Origin of the sequence: Nocardiopsis sp. NPDC058631 (assembly GCF_042716955.1) — a bacterium.
Lineage (GTDB): Bacteria > Actinomycetota > Actinomycetes > Streptosporangiales > Streptosporangiaceae > Nocardiopsis.
In genome coordinates this window covers 1-15,827 of the sequence record NZ_JBHXQY010000016.1, presented here as the reverse complement: position 1 = coordinate 15,827, position 15,827 = coordinate 1, and the positions used below count along the sequence as shown (strand labels likewise).

16 protein-coding genes are annotated in these 15,827 nt (G+C 73.9%); 12 read left to right on the top strand and 4 right to left on the bottom strand.

The features are described 5' to 3' along the window. Positions 1-158: 158 nt before the first annotated feature. Positions 159-911 carry a helix-turn-helix domain-containing protein gene (locus tag ACFWTE_RS08150; RefSeq protein WP_378778605.1) on the bottom strand — a complete coding sequence of 251 codons (753 nt, stop codon included), beginning with the start codon at positions 909-911 and terminating at the stop codon, positions 159-161. A 240-nt stretch (positions 912-1,151) separates the two neighbouring features. On the opposite strand from ACFWTE_RS08150, the gene ACFWTE_RS08145 reads away from it, so the two are divergent. Next, complete coding sequence (locus ACFWTE_RS08145; protein ID WP_378778604.1) at positions 1,152-1,820, top strand: DUF4097 family beta strand repeat-containing protein; 669 nt, start codon at positions 1,152-1,154, stop codon at positions 1,818-1,820. A gap of 205 nt (positions 1,821-2,025) precedes the next feature. Here the strand turns inward: ACFWTE_RS08145 and ACFWTE_RS08140 are convergent, their stop codons facing one another. Next, on the bottom strand, positions 2,026-2,688 hold the full coding sequence (locus tag ACFWTE_RS08140; protein ID WP_378778603.1) for a pentapeptide repeat-containing protein: 663 nt from the start codon (positions 2,686-2,688) through the stop codon (positions 2,026-2,028). Between the two features lie 922 nt (positions 2,689-3,610). Between ACFWTE_RS08140 and ACFWTE_RS08135 the strand changes: the two genes are divergently transcribed. The 5 genes from ACFWTE_RS08135 to ACFWTE_RS08115 all read left to right on the top strand — a co-directional run bounded on the left by ACFWTE_RS08135 (position 3,611) and on the right by ACFWTE_RS08115 (position 8,187). Further along, entirely contained in the window at positions 3,611-4,861 is a 1,251-nt protein-coding gene (locus ACFWTE_RS08135) for an MFS transporter (protein ID WP_378778602.1), read from the top strand. Between the two features lie 78 nt (positions 4,862-4,939). After that, positions 4,940-6,004: an NAD-dependent epimerase/dehydratase family protein gene (locus ACFWTE_RS08130; protein ID WP_378778601.1), complete on the top strand. Its 1,065-nt coding sequence runs from the start codon at positions 4,940-4,942 to the stop codon at positions 6,002-6,004. 70 nt (positions 6,005-6,074) lie between these two features. Next, entirely contained in the window at positions 6,075-6,851 is a 777-nt protein-coding gene (locus tag ACFWTE_RS08125; RefSeq protein ID WP_378778600.1) for a glycosyltransferase family 2 protein, read from the top strand. After that, positions 6,848-7,519 (top strand): DUF2064 domain-containing protein, encoded by a 672-nt coding sequence (locus tag ACFWTE_RS08120; protein WP_378778599.1) that lies wholly within the window; start codon positions 6,848-6,850, stop codon positions 7,517-7,519. The genes ACFWTE_RS08125 and ACFWTE_RS08120 overlap by 4 nt, the downstream gene beginning before the upstream one ends. After that, positions 7,516-8,187, top strand: a complete 672-nt coding sequence (locus ACFWTE_RS08115; RefSeq protein ID WP_378778598.1) for a class I SAM-dependent methyltransferase — start codon at positions 7,516-7,518, stop codon at positions 8,185-8,187. The genes ACFWTE_RS08120 and ACFWTE_RS08115 overlap by 4 nt, the downstream gene beginning before the upstream one ends. Before the next feature lie 41 nt (positions 8,188-8,228). Here the strand turns inward: ACFWTE_RS08115 and ACFWTE_RS08110 are convergent, their stop codons facing one another. Together ACFWTE_RS08110 and ACFWTE_RS08105 are read right to left on the bottom strand one after the other, a co-directional pair. Next, a complete protein-coding gene (locus ACFWTE_RS08110; RefSeq protein WP_378778597.1) occupies positions 8,229-8,729 on the bottom strand; it encodes a hypothetical protein in 501 nt (166 codons plus the stop codon). Beyond that, on the bottom strand, positions 8,726-10,066 hold the full coding sequence (locus tag ACFWTE_RS08105) for a molybdopterin-dependent oxidoreductase (RefSeq protein ID WP_378778596.1): 1,341 nt from the start codon (positions 10,064-10,066) through the stop codon (positions 8,726-8,728). Before ACFWTE_RS08105 ends, ACFWTE_RS08110 begins: the two co-directional genes overlap by 4 nt. A 187-nt stretch (positions 10,067-10,253) precedes the next feature. Here ACFWTE_RS08105 and ACFWTE_RS08100 point away from each other — a divergent pair, with 187 nt between their 5' ends. The 6 genes from ACFWTE_RS08100 (at position 10,254) to ACFWTE_RS08075 (ending at position 15,796) form a co-directional block, all read left to right on the top strand. After that, positions 10,254-11,648: a hypothetical protein gene (locus ACFWTE_RS08100; RefSeq protein WP_378778595.1), complete on the top strand. Its 1,395-nt coding sequence runs from the start codon at positions 10,254-10,256 to the stop codon at positions 11,646-11,648. 50 nt (positions 11,649-11,698) lie between these two features. Continuing rightward, positions 11,699-12,274, top strand: coding sequence for a hypothetical protein (locus ACFWTE_RS08095; protein WP_378778594.1), 576 nt, complete (start codon positions 11,699-11,701; stop codon positions 12,272-12,274). Positions 12,275-12,531: 257 nt separating this feature from the next. Beyond that, on the top strand, positions 12,532-13,140 hold the full coding sequence (locus ACFWTE_RS08090; protein WP_378778593.1) for an RNA polymerase sigma factor: 609 nt from the start codon (positions 12,532-12,534) through the stop codon (positions 13,138-13,140). A 98-nt stretch (positions 13,141-13,238) separates the two neighbouring features. Further along, positions 13,239-13,862, top strand: coding sequence for an SCO family protein (locus tag ACFWTE_RS08085; RefSeq protein WP_378778592.1), 624 nt, complete (start codon positions 13,239-13,241; stop codon positions 13,860-13,862). Further along, positions 13,859-15,124 carry a Dyp-type peroxidase gene (locus ACFWTE_RS08080; protein ID WP_378778591.1) on the top strand — a complete coding sequence of 422 codons (1,266 nt, stop codon included), beginning with the start codon at positions 13,859-13,861 and terminating at the stop codon, positions 15,122-15,124. The genes ACFWTE_RS08085 and ACFWTE_RS08080 overlap by 4 nt, the downstream gene beginning before the upstream one ends. A gap of 51 nt (positions 15,125-15,175) precedes the next feature. After that, the gene (locus ACFWTE_RS08075) at positions 15,176-15,796 is read left to right on the top strand and encodes a copper chaperone PCu(A)C (RefSeq protein ID WP_378778590.1); all 621 of its coding nucleotides are present in this window, start codon (positions 15,176-15,178) and stop codon (positions 15,794-15,796) included. Positions 15,797-15,827 lie beyond the last annotated feature (31 nt).

Sequence of the window (15,827 nt, the reverse complement as noted above, 5' to 3'; positions counted from 1 at the left end):
TCCTCGGACGATAGCGGCCTTCGCGGGGTGTTCTGCCCCCTTGCCGCGGCCCGCGGGAGCCTACGCGGGGCCGCCGTCCCGGCCCCGCTTCCGGCGGGGGCGCCGTGGCCACGGTGTTGTCCCCCTCCGCCGGCAGCGACCGGCAGGCCGACCGTCCCTCAGCGGTCCGGACCCGGCTCGGAGCGGTCGGTCGAGTCCGTTTCGGCCGGCGTTCCGAGGATCTCGCGGGCCTGCTCCGCGGCGCGGACGATGCTCTCCCTGACGAAGTCGACGAAGCGGGCGATGTTCTCAAGGCGTGCGGCGGCCGGGGTGCCCGGGCCGAGGACGCCGACGCCCTGCTGCGCGACCTCGACGAGATACGTGTGCGCCTGGGCGGAGGCGATCATCGACTGGTACCAGACGTCGGCGTCGACGACGTAGCGCTCACGGCGGTGTTCGTCGCGTTCGCGGCGGATGAGGCCCTGGCTCTCCAGGAACGTGGTCGCCTTGGAGACCGAGGCGGGGCTGACCTGGAGGCGCTGGACGAGTTCGGACGCGGTGAGGCTGCCCGCGTCAGCGGTGTGGAGGCTGACCAGGACCCGGGCGCTCATCCTGGGCAGGCCCGTCTGGATGAAGACGGCGGCGAACGCCTCCTCGTACTCGCGCACCGCCTCGGCGTCGCGTCCGTGGGCCTGCGGGGGCGTCTGCGTCCTTCGCGGTGCGGGCTTCCTGCGGCGGTGGGCGCGCTGCTCGGCGGCGCGGTGGGCCAGGTCGGCACGGTAGGCCGTGGGGCCCCCGTTGCGCATCACCTCCCGCGTGATCGTCGAGGTCGGTCGGTCCAGGCCCCTGGCGATCTCCGCGTAGGCGAGGCCGTCGGCCACTCCCTGTGCGATCTGCCGGCGATCCTGCTGGGTGAGTCTGCCTCCCGGCATGGCGGTCCCCTTCGTGGTCCGTGGTGCCGTCACTCTAGCGTTCATTTCTCATCTATTGCAACGATGGGAGTGGGGTCGTTGCGTTAGATTTAAAGCCGATGCAACGATATTTCGCTCTCTGCCTGCGACTATGGCGGTTTTGCGTGAACAGGATGTTGCTTTAACTACGAATGCAACGTAGCTTTTCCAATATAAGAAACAGCGGGCCGAAGGGGCGCGCTGCAGAAGAAGGAGAGCGCGATGCAAAAGTTCGACACCCCCGCCCCGGTCTCGGCCGTCCTCGACATCCCGGCGGGACGCATCAGGTTCGTCGCCGCCGACCGCACCGACACCACGGTCGAGGTCCTGCCCGCGGACGCTGCGAAGGGCCGCGACGTCAAGACCGCGGAGCAGACCGGGGTCGAGTACGGCGACGGCGTCCTGCGTATCGTGACCTCGGCGAAGAACCAGCTCCTGGGCCCCACCGGAGCCGTCGAGGTCACCGTCCAGCTGCCCCTGGGCTCCCGCGTCGAGGCCAAGGCGGCCAGCGCCGAGTTCCGGGGAGTGGGCCGCCTGGGCGAGGTCGTCTTCGAGGGCGGCCAGGCCACGGTCGAACTCGACGAGACCGCGGAGGCCCGCCTGACCGTCCTGGCCGGCGACGTCTCGGTCGGCCGTCTGGGCGGCCCCGCGGACATCAGCGTCCAGAAGGGCGACATCGACATCTCCGAGGCCGTGCGCGGAGAGGTCGTGCTGCGCACCGAGTCCGGTGGGATCACGGTCGCGGTTGCCGCCGGGGTGTCGGCCTCCCTGGACGCCGGAACCCCCAGCGGCCGCATCCACAACGCGCTCAGGAACAGCGAGGGCGCCGACGTCGGCCTGAACATCCACGCGACCACCTCCTACGGCGACATCACCGCCCGCAGCCTCTAGAAGGAGTTCCGGGTGAGCCCCTGAACCCCGCCAACCCCCCCCACAGGCCTGAAGGAGCACACCGCCATGTCCCTCACCCCCGCCGGGCGGGCCGACGCGGCCGAGTCGGCCCGGTAGGCGGGGCTGGGCGTTCCGGACCAGTACACCCCGGGGCCGGGGAGGGGCGCTCCAGGACCCGGCGGTAGGCCGGTACCCGGCGGGGCGCCTACCCGTCCTGGACCGTGATCCCCGAGCTGGCGGCCAGCGCGGGGGCGAGCGTGATCAGCTGGGCCCGGCCGATGACCGCGCCGGCCAAGGACTCGAAACCCGAGGTCAGGTCGAGCTCGACCGCCCCGCGCAGGTCCACCTCGCGCAGCTTCGCCTTGGCCAGGTGCACGCCCCGGAGGCTGGAACCGGGGAAGGCGACCCGCGACAGAGCCGCCTCACCGAAGTCCACGTCGGTGAGGACGCAGTCCTCGAAGACCACGTCGGTCATACGCGAGGCCCGGAAGTTCACCCCGTTGAGCTTGCAGGAGGAGAACACCACGCGCTGCACCTCGGAGTTGAAGGACACGGTCCCGGCGAACATGCTGTCCACGATGTGGCTGTCGAGCCAGGTGCATTCGGCGGTGTCGGTGCCCGTCATGCGCACGGTGTGCAACCACACGTCGGTGAACCTGCATCTGCGCAGGCTCCCGCCGTTCCACTGGGTGGCGGTGAAGGCGCTCTCGATGAACCGGGCTCCGGTGAGGTGGACCCCCTCGAACCTGTCGCCGTCGAAGTGGACGGCCTCGTGGGGGTCCTGGTGGAGCTGCTCCATGCTGAAGGGGCGCAGGTCCTCGGCGTAGGGCAGGTCGGAGATGGCGGTGGGGATGGCGCGGTCGGTCATGGGGTCCTCTCCTGAAGCGGCCCTCGGCGGGCCGCGGGGTGGACACGGGCGCGAGGCGGGTTCGCTTCTGAGGGCACCACGGTCTCCCGGCCAGTGGAACCTACCACCGCGCCGCCCGGCGTTCCGGCCGGTCCGGGTGCTCCGAGGCCCCATCGCCCGGCGGCCCGGGCCGTGTGGGATGTGCCGCCGCACGATCTCCTCCGCGGTGCCGGGTCGTGCTTCCGCACCGGGTCGGCGGCGGTTCCGGAGCGGCGGTCGCCCGCACGCGGGGCGGTGCCGTGGCCGCTCCCGCCCGCCCATTGCGCATTCCGTGCCGGGCTCGCGGGCCGGGTCCGACCATTCCTTCGGTCCGACGTCGCCGAAGGCGCCCTCCCGGTGTACGCCTTCGCTCCAAGGGGGATGGGACGGACCGCACCTGGTGTTCCAGGTGGGCCTTCCGGTGCGGAGTGCTCCAGACCACACCCTCCGCTTCGGTGGTGTCGCACCCAGCGCGGGGAACCCCCGGATAACTTCGGACAGGGGAAATAAATATTCGCGACCCGCGATCAAATGTCCCCCTGTGCGTCGTATGCACCCTGCCGTAGAGGGTGACAAGTGGGACCTGTTGGTCATTGTCATTCTTTCCGATGTTCTCCTTTGTTGTCGAGAAAAAGAATATCTCGGATAATCTCCCCATGTGGTGCAACATTGTGAAAGATCTGAATTGAGCCATTTGTAGATCTGCAAAATAAACTCCGGGAATAACTGCTCTTCGGGTTGCGGCCCTTGTAATCTCGTGTTTTCGGCCGACCATGGGTCTGGCAGGGAGAGCGCGGACCGGCAGCTGTGTGTCCGCATGCACCCCTCGTCGCCACCGTCACCCATGTCCTGCTCCGTCGGAGACGATCGATTCCATCAGCCCCAGAGAACCTGGAGAGTGTCCGTGAAACCCGACACCGCCCATTCCAACCCTGAACGTGGTACAAGTGAAAAAAGGGCGCTTTATGCCCGATCCGCCCTGGCCGGGTACTTCTTCCTCACCGGGGCCGTGCTGCCCGTGTGGGCGTCGCGCATCCCCGCGGTCAAGGAGCAGAGCGGTGTCGGCGCCGACGAACTGGGCCTCGCGCTCCTGTGCATGGGCGTGGGGGCGATCATCACGGCGCGCGTGGGCGGGACACTGCTCGACAGGTGCGCGCCCCGGTTCGTCATCGCCCCGGCTGCGGTCGCCTCCTCGCTCTGCCTGGCCCTGCCAGGAGCGGCCACCGGGCCCCGCGAACTGGCCGTTGCCCTGTTCGTGCTCGGTTCCGCCCACTCCCTGCTCAACATCAGTGTCAACACCCACGCGGCCTTCCTCCAGCAGCCGCTCGGGCGCCCGCTGCTGTCCTCCTTCCACGCCTTCGTCTCGCTGGGGGCCTCCTTCGGCGCCCTCTGCGGAGTCGTCACCGCCCACGCCGACCTGGGGCCGCTCGCCACCTTCCAGACCATGGGCGTGCTCCTGGCGTTGGCGGCCCTGATCCCCGCGAGAGCGCTCGTGCGGTACACACCTCCGACCGCGGACGTTCCCGCCCGTGGCGGCCGATCTCCCCGCAGGCCCCTGCTCTCCCCGGTACTCCTGGCCCTGGGCGCGATGACCATGGCGGCCATGCTCTCCGAGAGCGCCGTCCAGGACTGGAGCGCCCTCTACGCCCAGGAGAGCGTGGGCGCGTCCGGGGCGATGGCGGCTGCCGTGTTCGCGTCGTTCACGGTGATGATGACCGTCGGCCGCATCCTGGGGGACCGGCTGGCCCTGCTGCTGGGCCGGGTGAACCTGCTCCGGTACGGTGCGATCACCGCGGCCTGCGGTTTCGCCCTCGCGCTCGGCCTCCCCGCGCCCGCCACGGTCCTGGCCGGGTTCGCCCTGATCGGCCTGGGCCTGTCGTGCGCGGTGCCCCAGCTCTTCAGTGCGGCGGCGGAGATCGACCCCCGGCACGTCGGAAGGAACCTGGGAACGGTCGCGGCGATCGGCTACGTGGGCCCCCTGGTGGGTGCGCCCGCGATCGGCCTGCTCTCCGAACAGGGCGGGGTCGGCACGGGCCTGCTCGTGCCCGTGCTCCTCACCGGAGCGCTCGCGCTGGGAGCCGGATCGGCCCGCCGGCGCGCCGGGATGGGGACAGCCGACACCGCCGGTCGGGGTGGGCGCATCGGTCCGGCCTGAGACGGTCGATCGCACGAGTCCCGCACCGCGCGTGGCGGAGCAGCCGGTGGTGCGGGGGCCGAACGTAGGTTGGAGGCCATGCGCGTACTTGTCACAGGTGGGGCCGGGTTCATCGGGTCACGGGTGGCGGAGGAACTCCGCCTGGCCGGGCACGAGGCGGTGACCCTCGACGCCTACCTGCCCCAGGCGCACCCCGGACCGGGACCAGGGGCCGTCGACGTCGTGGCCGACGTCCGCGACGGCGGTGCCGTCGAGCGGGCCCTGCGGGGGGTGGACGCGGTCTGCCACCAGGCGGCGATGGTCGGACTGGGCTCCGCCGACTTCCTGGACGCCCCCGACTACGTGGGCTGCAACGACCTGGGCACGGCGGTCCTGCTGGCCGCCATGGTCCGGGCCGGCGTCCGCGACATCGTCATGGCCGGTTCGATGGTCGTCTACGGCGAGGGGCGGTACACCTGTCCCGAGCACGGCGACGTGCGCCCCGGCCCGAGGTCGGAGGCGGATCTGCGGGCCGGGGTGTTCGACCCCCCGTGCCCCCGTTGCGGAGCCGCGCTCGCGCCCGGCCTGGTCGGGGAGGACGCGCCGACCGACCCCCGCAACGTCTACGCCACCACGAAGCTGACGCAGGAGTACCTGTGCGCGTCGTGGGCCAGGGCCGTCGGCGGGCGCGCGGTGTCGCTGCGCTACCACAACGTCTACGGGCCGGGGATGCCGCGCGACACCCCCTACGCGGGCGTCGCCTCCTTCTTCCGCTCGGCCCTGGCCCGGGGCGAGGCGCCCCGCGTGTTCGAGGACGGTCGCCAACGGCGCGACTTCGTGCACGTCGGCGACGTCGCCCGCGCCAACGTGGCGGCGCTGGAGGCGGTGCGGGGCCGGGCCCGGGGGGAGCTGTCCGCCTTCAACACCGCCAGCGGGACGCCGCACACCATCGCCGAGATGGCACGGGCACTCGCGGACGCGTACGGCGGCGCCGAGCCCCGGATCACCGGCGAGTACCGGCTGGGCGACGTCCGCCACATCACGGCGTCCTCCCGCCGGCTGACGGAGGAGCTGCCGTGGCGGCCGAGGGTCGGCTTCGCCGAGGGGATGGCCGAGTTCGCCCGTGCGGGACTGCGCGGATCGGTCGGTGCCGCCACGAGCTGACGCCGACACGTCCGCGTGTCGCGACCGCTCTTCGCGTTCGGTGAGCGCATCGATTCGTAACGTGATCACAATGATCGGTGAACCTCATGAACACGACCGCGCACACGACGAACCGGCGGGAAGGAACCCGCGCACGACGGGCCACGGCCCACCTCCGCCGGTCGACGTGGTGCTCCCCTGCCTGGACGAGGCATCGGCCCTGCCCTGGGTCCTGGAGCGGATACCACCGGGTTGGAGGGCGATCGTGGTGGACAACGGCTCGACCGACGGCTCCGCCTCCATCGCCGCTGACCTGGGAGCCCTCGTCGTCCCCGAACCGCGCCGGGGCTTCGGGGCGGCGTGCCACGCCGGGCTGACCGCCGCGACCGCCGAGTTCGTCTGCTTCTGCGACTGCGACGCCTCGCTGGACCCCGGACTGCTCCCGCCGATGGTGGAGCGGGTCCGGACCGGCGGGGCGGACCTCGTCCTGGGGCGGCGGCGCCCCGTCCGCCGTGGAACCTGGCCGGTGCACGCGAGGGCCGGCAACGCCGTCGTCGCGCGGATGCTGCGTGCCCGCAGCGGGGTGGAGGTCCGCGACATCGGCCCGATGAGAGCGGCCCGCCGGACCTCCCTCGTCGGACTGGGGATGACCGACCGGCGCTCGGGCTACCCGTTGGAGACGGTCGTGCGCGCCGCCGACGCCGGGTGGGGGATCGAGGAGGTGGACGTCCCCTACCTGCCCCGGTCGGGGGCGTCCAAGGTGACCGGTACCTGGCGCGGTACCTGGACCGCCGTGCGGGACATGACGGCGGTGCTGCGCGAACCCCCGGCCGGGCACCGCGTGCGCGCCGAGGAGGGGGCGCCGTGACCCGCCCCCGCGACGCCGGCCTCCCGCCCGGAGCCTGCACCCTGGTGGTGATCGCCAAGGAGCCCGTCCCCGGCCTGGTCAAGACGCGGATGACACCGGAGTACACGCCGGAGGAAGCCGCCGCGCTCGCCGAGGCGGCCCTGGCGGACACCCTGCACACGGTGTGCTCACTCCCGGCCCGCAGACGGCTCCTGGTGCTGGAGGGCGCGCCCGGGCCCTGGCTCCCGGACCCGGGCTTCGAGGTGGTGCCCCAGATCGGCGCGGGCCTGGACGAACGGCTCGCGCACGCGTTCGCCGCGTGCTCGGGGCCCACCCTGCTGATCGGGATGGACACCCCGCAGGTGAGCCGGGAGCTCCTGGCCCCCGCCCTGGCCCCGGACGCGTGGGACCGCGCCGACGCGTGGTTCGGCCCCAGCCGGGACGGCGGCTTCTGGGCGCTCGGTCTGGCCGACCCCGACCCCGACCTGCTGCGCGGCGTCCCGATGTCGACGGAGCACACCGGCCGCATCCAGTACGGGCGGCTGGTGCGCGCCGGTCTGCGCGTGGGCGACCTGGAGAGGATCACGGACGTCGACACCGCGCGCGACGCCGCCCTCGTGGCCTCACTGGTACCGGACAGCCGCTTCGCCAGGGCAGTCCGGCGCGCGGGTGCGGGGTGTCGGCGGTGAGCGCCACCGGGACCGGGATCGAGGCCGGGACGGCTCCGTGGCTGTGCGACGCCTACTCGCAGGCGCTCTCCAACGGCCGCGGACCCCTGTTCCTGCGCCGGTCGGACGGGTGGATGCTCCCCTTGGAGGTCGAACGCTGGTGCGGGGGGACCGACGCCGCGGACGAGAGCGTGCTGGACCGCTCCGAGGGCGGCACCCTGGACGTCGGTTGCGGTCCCGGGCGCATGGTCGCCACGCTCACCGCCCGCGGCCACCGGGTGCTGGGCGTGGACACGAACCCGGTGGCGGTGGCGCGAGCGGTCCGGGGAGGCGGCCGGGCGGTGTGCTCCTCGGTGTTCGACCCGCTGCCGGGGGAGGGCGGCTGGTGCACCGCGCTACTGCTCGACGGCAACATCGGCATCGGCGGGGCGCCCGGTGACCTGCTCACCCGGGTACGCGAACTCGTTCTGCCGGGAGGGCTGCTCATCGTCGAGGCCGCGGCCCAGGACGTCCACGAGCGCGTGTCGGTGCAGGTCACCGACGGCTGCGGGGATCCGGGAGCACCGTTTCCGTGGGCGCGGGTCGGGCTCCCCGCACTGCGTCGGTGCGCCGAAGGGGCCGGATGGGCGTGGACGGAGTCATGGCACGTGCACGGACGCCGTTTCGCCGCGCTGCGCGCACCGCGCTGAACGGCGGCCGGGCAGGGGAGCGGCGCCCCTGCGGCCGGGACTCAGCGCACGGCCGCCGACCGGGCGGCCCGCGCGTACCGGACCGCGCCCAGAGCAGCCGACCCGGCGAACAGGAACGCGCAGACCGCCAGCCACCGGTGTCCGAACGGCTCCCCTGCCAGGCCCGTCTTGGAGACGTAGGCCTCCGGGGGGCCCGCGACCAGGGGGAGGTACACCAGGAGCAGGAGGGCGGAGACGACCGCCGGGACGCGCACGTGGTCGAGGAGGAGCACGCGCGCCCGGCCGGGCTTCCTCCACGAGCCGTCCGCTCGCCTGCGGCGGCCCAGGCACACCAACAGGAGGAGGCGGTCCACCAGGCTGTAGGCGGGGACGAGGACGAGGTCGTGCAGCAGGGCCCCGCCCGCGAACCACACGGCGATGCCCCACGGGCTGCCCCCGGCGAGCAGGCGCACGCCCGCGTAGGCGACGAGGGCGAACACGCCCGCCATCAGCAGGAGGTGCCACGGCGAGGCGCCGTACCAGCGCCGCAGGAGGGCCGTCACACCTCTCCGAAACCGAGCCGGGTAACCCACTTCGTGTTGTGCACACCCGGGTTCGCGGGCACGATCACCCTCGCGGGGTAGCCGTGGTCGGGGGACAGGTCCTTCCCGTTGACCCGCAGCGCCAGGAGCGACCGCGGGTCCGCGACCTGGTTGTCGCGCAGGGCCGCGCTGCTGAAGGCGCCCGAGCGCTGGGCCGACTCCACGAGGACACCCGGGGGCCCCGCGGCCCCGACCAGGGCGGCGAGGTCGGCCAGGCGGACCCCCTCCCAGTCGAGGTCGGGCGTCGACCACCCCTCCACGCACGCGATCGGCAGCGCCGACCTGTGCTGGGGCAGGGCGAGCAGATCCTCCCTGGTGAGGACGGCCTCGCGGCCCCCGCCCCGGACCGTCAGCCGCCAGTCCGGGCCCGTGTCCGCGCCGGTGATCCCCGCGCGGGCGGCCGTGGTGTTCACCGGGAAGCCCTCGGCCCCGCCCGCGGGCAGCCTGCCGTGCGGTGCGAGGACCGCCGTCCGCCGGAGCGGTCCGCCCAGGCTCTGCCCGACCGTCGTCAGCAGGAGCGCGAGCGAGCCCAGTCCCACCGCTCCCAGCAGGGCGCGGCGCGAGGCCGTCTCCGGGGCGGGGTCCGGTGCGACCAGGCCGTCGTCGCCCCGGCCCCGGTGCGGTCGGTGTCCGCGCAGCGCACGCACCATGGCCGGCAGCTTCAGGGCGATGTGGGAGACGAGGGCGGCGACGAACACCCAGGAGCCGTAGAGGTGCAGGGGGTAGAAGGAGCCGGGGAAGACGTACTCCAACTGGATGTTGAGGATGCCGGTGGCGAAGACGAACAGAGCGCCGCCCACCAGGAACAGGAGGGAGAGCCGCTCCAGCGCGTGTGCGGGGGAGCGGACCGGGGGCCAGTGGAACAGGAGCGGCACGACCGACCAGAGCTTGGCCAGCACGACGGGGACCAGCATGACGCCGAGGGTGACGTGCACGCCCTGGGTCAGCCGGTAGAGCCACGGGGGGTCGGTCGGCCAGGGGAACAGGTAGAACCCGAGGATCCCCTTGTCGGGTGTCATGTCGTTGGAGCCCAGGTCGGGGTTGTAGGCGGCATAGGACAGCAGGCCGGTGAGGAAGAGCACCGGGAGACCGACGAGCAGGACCGCCCCCAGCAGGGACGTCAGCCGCGGTCCGCGCAGCGGACTGCGCCAGAACCCCGGACGGGTGGGGCCGAAGGGGGGACCGGCCCGGAGGAGCGCGCGGACCCTGCCGACCGGCCGGCGGGGGAGGGGGCCCGGTTCCCCGTCCGCTCCGTCCGAAGGACGTTCCCGGCGCGGACCACCGACCTGCTCGTCCACGTGGTCTCTCGCCTCCCGGCCCGATGGGTCGACCCACGGTCATGCTAGGCCGACCGGGAGCGGCGGGGACGGACCGTCCTTCCTGCGGTGTGTCCGCGCCGGACCGCTGCGACCAGCGTTTTTCCGGCCCCGGCGACACACCGCCGCGCACCCCGCCACGGGAGCGCGCGTGTCCTACGGTGACGGCGTGACGCAGCCAGAACTCCACCGCAACGACCGGAAGACACCCGGCGCCGCCAGGACAGGTCTTCGCGCCGACCTGTGCGCCGTCGCCCTGGCCGTGCTCCTCTTCGCCGCCGCAGCCGTCGTCGGGACCTGGATCGAGCGCACCCGCGGCGTCCTCCACGTGGACTGGCCGCCGCTGTACGCGTCCTGGCTCCCCCACGCGGGCCCCGGCACGGTCCCGGCCCTCGCCCTGGCGGCGGCGGTGGCGGCCTGCGGGCCCGCGGTCGCGCGCGCCCTGCCCTGGCCCGCCCTGGTGGGGGCCGCCTGGGCCGCGTCCACGCTCTGGACCGCGGCGCTCGCCCTGGTCGACGGCTGGCGGCGCGGGATGGCCGACCGCCTCCTGTCGCCCCACGAGTACCTGTCCTCGGTGGACCGCTTCGCGGACGCCGGTGCCGCCCTGAGCACGTTCACCGCCCACATCCTGGTCGGACAGCCGGACAACTGGCCCACACACGTGGCGGGGCACCCCCCGGGCGCGGTCCTGACGTTCGTCGCCCTGGACCGGGCCGGCCTGGGCGGAGGGGGGTGGGCCGGGCTCTGGTGCGTCCTCGCCGGCGGTTCGGCCACCGCAGCCGTTCTGGTCGCGATGCGCGCGCTCGGCGCCGAGGCGTCGGCGCGCAGGGTGGCCCCGTTCCTCGTGCTGCTGCCCGCCGCGGTGTGGGTGGGCGTGTCCGCGGACGGCTATTTCGCGGCGGTCACCGCGTGGGGCCTGGCCCTGCTCGCCGTGGGCGCGGCGCCCGGCGCCCGTGCGCCGCGCACCGCCGCCCTGGCGGCCGGCCTGCTCCTGGGGTGGGCGGTGTACCTGTCCTACGGTCTGGTCCTCGCCGCGATCCCCGCCGTGTCGGTGCTCCTGTGCGCGCGCAACGCGCGCCCCCTCCCCTACGCCCTGGCCGGAGCCCTGGCCGTCGCCGCCGCCTTCACCGCGTCCGGTTTCCTGTGGTGGGAGGGGTACCACCTGCTCGTGGAGCGCTACTACCAGGGGGTGGCGGCGGTCCGCCCCCACGCGTACTGGGTGTGGGCGAACCTGGCCGTCGCCTGCCTGGCGGTCGGACCCGCGACCGCGGCGGCCCTGCGCCGGATGCCGGCGCTCCTGCCCGGGGCCGCGGCCGGCCTGCGCCGGGAACCGGCCGGGGAGACAGCGACGACGGCCCTGCTCGTGGCCGCCGCGCTCGGCGCGATCACGGTGGCCACCCTCTCGGGGATGAGCAAGGGCGAGACCGAGCGCATCTGGCTGCCGTTCGTGCTGTGGCTCGTCCCCGCCGTCGCGCTCCTGCCGGACCGCCACCACAGGGGATGGCTGGCCGCCCAGGGGGCCACGGCCCTCCTGGCCAACCACCTGCTGCTCACCGGCTGGTGACCCCGACCCGCTGTCATCGCCCCCCGCGGTGGTGGGACGATGGCGGGGAGATGTCCGAGAGCGAGTCGTGCCGCCCGTTGCGCGCCGGGGTGTTCACCCTGGTGTGCGCGAGCCTGTCCGCGCACGGGCACGCGCTCAGTTCCGGCCACGACGTCCCGTTCGCCGGCCTCCTGGCGGGGGCCGCCCTCGTGTTCGCCATGGCGTGGGCGGCCACGAACCGGCGCCAGGGATGGGCCACCCTCACCGGGTGGATGCTCTGGGGGCAGTTCGCCCTGCACGTGGCGTTCAGCTATGTCGGTTCGCTCGCAGACCCGCACCCCGCCTCGCACGGCGGTGACGTGGTGGTCCAGGCGGCCGTGCCCGCGTGGACGATGATCGCGATGCACGTGGTCTCCGCGCTCGCCAGCGCCTGGTGGCTGCGCCGCGGGGAGACGGCGCTGTTCGCCTTCCTGCGCTTCATGGCCCTCGCCCTCTTCCCCCTGGTGGTGCTGCTGGGCGGACTTCCCGCGCCCCGCGGCCCCGTCGTCGCACCCCTGCGCGCCGCGGACGCACCCGTCCGCATCCGCCTGCCGTATCTGCGGCACACCCGCATCCTGCGCGGCCCTCCGCTCCTGTCGCCCGCCTGAGACCCGCGTTCGCCACGCCTTCCGCAGGGTGAGGTCACGGCCGCACGTGCCCCGACCCGCCCCGGTCGCGCCGTTGCGGCACCGCCCCGCCGTGCCGGTGGACGGCCGAGCGCGCCCTCCGGGCCGCCCCCAGCCCCTCCGGGGCGCCTCGCCCGAGCGAGCGCCCCCTCCCACGAGTACCGCGCGGTCCTTGGGCGACCCCTGTCCTGGCGACCCCTGTCCCGGTGACCGCGCGTGCGGCGACAGAAAGAACAGACATGCTTCCTCTCTGTGAGGCCACTTCCTCCGTGCCCTGCGACAGGCCGCCGGAACCGGACCGGCCCCGCCTCCCCGGCGGCGAACACGGCGAACTGACGGCACTGGCGATGCGCGCGAAGGAGGGCGCGCGGGACGCACTGGACGCCCTCTTCACGCGGACCCGTGACGACGTGGTGCGCTTCATCGCCCGCCGGGTGGACCCGTCCTGGGTGGACGACCTGACCCAGGAGACCTTCTCGCGTGCCCTGCGCGGCCTCGACCACTACGCGGGACGTGCACCGGTGCGCGCCTGGCTCTTCTCCGTGGCGCGCCACACCGTGGCCGACCGCTACCGGGCCCGGAGCCGCACCCCCCGCCACGACGCCGTCGGGGAGTGGGCCGAGGAGGACATGTCCGCCCACCAGGGGCGCTTCGACGAGTACCTCGCCCTGCTGTACCTGCTGGAGGAGCTTTCCGAGGACCGCAGGACGGCCTTCGTGCTCACCCAGATCCACGGCATGCCCTACGCGGAGGCGGCCCGGGCCATCGGAACCCCCGTCGGCACGGTGCGCTCCCGTGTGGCACGCGGCCGACGCGACCTGGTGCGCATGCTGCGCCAGGCGGCCTGATCCGGTTCCGGGGCGGTGCGGCGTCCCCGTACCGCCCCGCCCCCCTCACACACCCCCGGCCGACCGGCGGCCGGGCCACGACCACGAGAACGAGAACCATGCCTTCCCGACCCCGCCCGAGCACCCCCGCCGGCGTCGCGCTCTGCGCCGCCGCCCTCGCCCTCGCCACCGCCTGCTCCGTCGCGGACCCCGTCACGGAGGCCGACTACTACATGGACCTGTCCGACGACCCCATGGCCGCCTCGGCGATCGAGCTGGCGACCCTCGACGGCGAACCCTGGGGTTTCACCGACGTCGCCGGCGACCGGCTGACCCTGCTCTTCTTCGGCTACACCAGTTGCCCCGACGTGTGCCCGATGACGATGGCTGAGGTCGACCTGGCCCTCGACCGGGCCGCAGACGCGGCCGACGCCTACGACGTCGTGATGGTGAGCACCGACCCGGCCCGCGACACCGGCGAGCAGCTGCGGTCCTGGCTCGACCGGTTCGACCCCTCCTTCCACGGGATCCGGGGGGACGTCGACGCGACGGTCGAGGCAGCTCGGGACTACGGCATCGCCATCGACCCCCCGGAGGAGACCGAGGGCCAGTACCTGGTCACCCACGGCGGCCGCGTCGTCGTCCTCCTGCCCGGGGGCGAGGCGGCCGGCATGTTCGACGAGGGCGCCGAGGCCGACCAGATCGCCGCCCTGCTCCCGGTGCTCGCGGAGACCCTCCTGTGAGACGCCGGACCGACCAGCCCCACGGCCCCTCCCGCCGGAACCTGCTGACAGCCACCGGCGCGGCCGGGCTCGCCGGGCTCGCCGCCGGAGCGGGCGCCGGTCACGCCGTCGCCGAGCACCGGCTCGGACAGGAACACGGGCACGCCCTCGCCCCCGCCCGTTCCCGGGCGGGGGACCGCGACGGCATGCCCCCCGCGCTCCTGTCACCCACGCCCTCCCAGGTCCAGATGGTCGCCGTGGACCTGCGGGCGGAGGCGGGAGGGCGAACGCGCGAGGCCGCGCGCCGGGTGCTCCGGACATGGAGCCGGGAGATCGGAGCCCTCCACGAGCACGGCCTCCACACCCGGGTCGAGGGGGCTCCCACCCAGGGGCTGTTCCCGGCCTCGCTGGGCATCACCCTCGGGCTGGGAGCCCCACTCCTGGACAGGGCCGGGGCCGGGGACCGGATCCCCCCGCACATGGAGGAGATCCCCGCCTTCGCGACCGACCGCCTGGAACCCGGCTGGTGCGGCGGGGACCTGCTGCTCCACGTCGGGGCGGAGGACCCGGTCGTCGTCTCCTCCGCCGTCGGACACCTGGTCGGCGCCGTCGCGGGCGACGTGCGGCCCCGCTGGTCCCTGTCCGGGTTCCAGCGCTCCGCCGCGGCCGCGGACGACCCGGCCGCCACACCGCGCAACCTGATGGGGCAGATCGACGGCACCGTCAACCCGCACGCCTCCGATCCGCTGTTCGGCCCGCAGGTCCTGGCCGCGCACCCCGAACCCTCCCTGGCGTGGATGGACGGCGGCACCTACCTCGTCGTGCGCCGCATCCGCATGCTCCTCGACGACTGGTACTCCCTCGACCCCGCGGACCGGGAGGCCGTCATCGGCCGCCGTCTCTCCTCCGGTGCGCCGCTGGGCGGTGTTGCCGAGGACGACCGCCCCGACCTGGCCGCCACGGGGGAGGACGGCGCCCCCGTGATCCCCCGCGACGCCCACATCCGGCTCGCCGCCCCCGGCAACACCCTCGGCGCACGGATGCTGCGCAGGGGCTTCAACTACGACCTGGGCTGGGACACCGCAGGACGCCGCCAGGCGGGCCTGGTCTTCACCGCCTGGCAGGCCGATCCCAGAACCGGCTTCACCCCGGTGCAGCGGGCCCTGGACGAGGGCGGCGACGCCCTCCACCCGTTCGTCCGCCACGAGGGGAGCGCCCTGTTCGCGGTGCCCCCGGTGCGCGACGGCGACCCCTGGGCCGCGCACGACCTCTTTCCGGGGTGAGAACGCGCCTCCCGGGAACCCGGGAGGGCCCCCGGACGACCCCGAGGAGGGGTGCGCACCCCACCCGCACGACCGCACGAACACCACCACGAGGAAGCCGCGAACACCATGCCGCTCCAACGCCTCGGGGCCGCGGCCCTGTCACGGGCCGCCGCTCCCGCCGCACTGACCGCACTGCTCCTCGTCACGGCCTGCGGAACGGGGGACGCACCCCCGGACGGGACCGCGGACGCCGCCACCGCGGGGCCCCGGGGCCGGGCCGCGGACGGTGACCTGGAGATCACCGGCGCGTGGGTGCCCGAACCCGCCAACCCCGAGATCGCCGTCCTCTACCTGGAGGTCCACAACGCCGCCGACGAGGACACCGCCATCACCGGCGTCTCGACCGGGGCCTCGCCCGGCGCCGACCTGTGCGGTACCGAGGCCACCGGCTCCGGCGCCTCCCGTATGCGCGTCGTGGACGAGATCCCGGTGGCGGCGGGAGGCTCCACCGCTTTGGTCGACGGCGGCTACCACATCATGGTCAACGACCTGCCCGAACCCCTGGAGGCGGGGGACGAGGTCGCCGTCGCGCTCACCTTCGCCGGTGGGCGCGGACTCGACGTCACCGCACCCGTGCAGCCAAGGACGGCCGACAGCGGCCCCGTCACCGACCACGGAGGACACCACTGAACCCGCGTGGCCGTCCCCTCCCGGACGGGGA

Excerpts from the sequence above, each read along its gene's own strand:
- ACFWTE_RS08095 (WP_378778594.1), top strand. The coding sequence starts at position 11,699 with ATGTCCGAGAGCGAGTCGTGCCGCCCGTTGCGCGCCGGGGTGTTCACC.
- ACFWTE_RS08150 (WP_378778605.1), bottom strand. The coding sequence starts at position 911 with ATGCCGGGAGGCAGACTCACCCAGCAGGATCGCCGGCAGATCGCACAG.
- ACFWTE_RS08140 (WP_378778603.1), bottom strand. The coding sequence starts at position 2,688 with ATGACCGACCGCGCCATCCCCACCGCCATCTCCGACCTGCCCTACGCC.
- ACFWTE_RS08145 (WP_378778604.1), top strand. The coding sequence starts at position 1,152 with ATGCAAAAGTTCGACACCCCCGCCCCGGTCTCGGCCGTCCTCGACATC.
- ACFWTE_RS08090 (WP_378778593.1), top strand. The coding sequence starts at position 12,532 with ATGCTTCCTCTCTGTGAGGCCACTTCCTCCGTGCCCTGCGACAGGCCG.
- ACFWTE_RS08125 (WP_378778600.1), top strand. The coding sequence starts at position 6,075 with ATGATCGGTGAACCTCATGAACACGACCGCGCACACGACGAACCGGCG.
- ACFWTE_RS08085 (WP_378778592.1), top strand. The coding sequence starts at position 13,239 with ATGCCTTCCCGACCCCGCCCGAGCACCCCCGCCGGCGTCGCGCTCTGC.
- ACFWTE_RS08130 (WP_378778601.1), top strand. The coding sequence starts at position 4,940 with ATGCGCGTACTTGTCACAGGTGGGGCCGGGTTCATCGGGTCACGGGTG.